We start from the raw sequence: 2,369 nt of genomic DNA, 5'->3' as shown, positions 1-2,369 counted from the left end.
GTTTTAATGCATGCTGAACGAGCAAGTATACCTGTTGCATATCCAGCGGTCCATACATCGTTAATTTATCGACAAAAAATGTATACTGTTCGGTCAAAAGAAAGCGAGCAAAGCATTTTATTTCTTCCGTAAATAGAGGAGAATCATTTAATTGCATTGAACAAAAACTCAACCAAAATGATGCAACCACTAAACCAAACGAATCGCCGCATGCCACAAAGTCAGCTTTTGCTTGTCTGGCATACTGATTTGCCTGATCATATTGATGATAAATGCAATAAATCATTGCAATACCAATCTTAATATAAGCAGAAAGCCAGGAATCCTGAACTGACTCTGTTTCCCGCAATCCTTTTTCAGCAAGGACTAGTGCCTCATGATGAAGACCTTGCTTTGCTTTTAACAGCGCCAACCCCAAATAAGGCTCAGCTTTTCCTCTGGAAACATCCAATTGGTCCATTATGTCGATGGCTTGCACATACAAGCGCACAGGTGCATCTAACAAATGCAGTCGATCGATACTTTCTGAATGTCCTTTTCGAATCAACCCGACAGCTTCTACAAAACTGGATTTTTCACGTATGCCACTTTCAATCCCTTTACTCGCATAATTGCTCGCTTCAGTAAGATTCCCAATCATGGCATGCAACAGGGCGAGGAGAACAGCAGCTTCACGATGAGAGTCGGGAACTATATTCCCTTCCCTTAAACGGTTTTCAAGCAGATGAATGGAAGCAGATAGTTTTCCCGTCCTCAATAAAATTCGCGCATCCAAATTGCCATCGGTCAATAGATCCACTGGTAACTGCTCATTGACGATAAACGCATTGGCTTCTCTCATTTTTCCTAAATTCACGAGATTCTCGGCAAATTGACGTTTTAAATTGAACATGTCCGTTTGCGACATTGTTGATGTTTGGTTCGCAAATGAAATTGCTGACGCAAGATGCGGATCTGCCAAACCAGGTTGGATTGTATCTAAATAGATATGTGCAAGGCCCGCATGCGCGGTGCTCATATAATAGGCATCATCTTTTTCGGTAGCGAGTGCCAGACATTTCAAGTACGCCTGTTTTGATTTTTCATAATAAGCACGATAGCGATTGGCTTCACCTTCAATAAACGAGAGCGCAGGGTATTCATTGAAAGACTGTAATGGAATTTCTTTTAAACAATCGATGATTAAATCAAATTGTCCCAATTTCAATAATTTTGGWGCCACGGTCATGACGATTTGAGAAATGAAATGAGCATCTTCACATTGAATCGCATGATGAATGGCGCGAATCGAGTCGTTTCGCTGCTCAAAATAGCGAGCAGCTACTTTCTGGGCTAATTTCAATTCTTCGGTATTCGATTTTTTCCACTTGGCAATTAAATATTGCTGGAACAACGCATGATACCGGTAGACTGTATCCTCTCCGAGTTGTTGGATAATGCCGTGATGATTGCGAAACGATTGTAAAAATTCCGAAGCCACATTCCCATAAAAATCATCAATTAATGACAAGGAAAACGTCGGGAATATAGAAAACTGCAAAAGCCATTTTTGCTCGTCTTCCGTAAATCTCATAAAGACCTCATCGGATAAATAATGAAATAGATCTTCCATCGCTGGTTTAATCGCCACATCAAATGGGCTCTCCGAACTAACAGACTGTACCGCCATTAATTGAATGGCAATGGCCCATCCTTCCGTAATTTCCAGAATACGTTTGGACTCCTGATCGGATAAATGACGGTTGAAATAGTCTTCGAAGTAGACGAGTATTTCTTCTTCCGTGAAGACCAGGTCCTTTTCTTTCACTTCAAGTAATTGGCCACTCATTTTCAACTTTAATAATTGCGTCCATTTTGGTCGAGTGCGCGATATCAACACTATATGAACATCGATTGGGCAATGTTCCAAGATTCGTTCCATCATAAAATTGACGGAGAAAACATGATCAATTAAATGGTAGTCATCGATAATAATGACAAGTGGTTCAGCAATCTGATCCAGTTCATTCACAAACCAGGCATGCCAAGCGATTAATTCTTTCTCTGTGGGAAAGGCTGGCTGTGTGGACCAATCTTTCAATAATTGCTGCCCAAAGCTTGGAACCACTCTTTGGATACTGCCGATTAAATACCGTAAAAAAGGTACCAGGTCGTCATCTTCCGAAGAAACGGAGTACCAGGAACAATTGATGCGGCTGTCAGCAATATATTGAGCAATTGCCGAACTTTTGCCGTATCCAGCCCCACCTGTAATCAGTGTGCATTTTTTGGAAGCGATTTGCTTGAATGTGCGTGTCAAAGAAGACCGTCGCATATAAATCTCACTGGTTACGGGTGGAACGAGCTTTGATTTCAGTAAAGGCAGGTTC

Annotated in this window: 1 protein-coding gene; it reads right to left on the bottom strand. The window is 41.3% G+C overall.

The features are described from left to right. A partial coding sequence (locus tag AC1DSB_RS18115; RefSeq protein WP_477587294.1) for a winged helix-turn-helix domain-containing protein occupies positions 1-2,369 on the bottom strand: 2,369 nt, incomplete at both ends.

The organism is Paenisporosarcina sp. P4_E4_2 (assembly GCF_056401595.1).
Note: the sequence above shows the minus strand (reverse complement) of the source record. Positions and strands in the feature narration are given on the sequence as shown.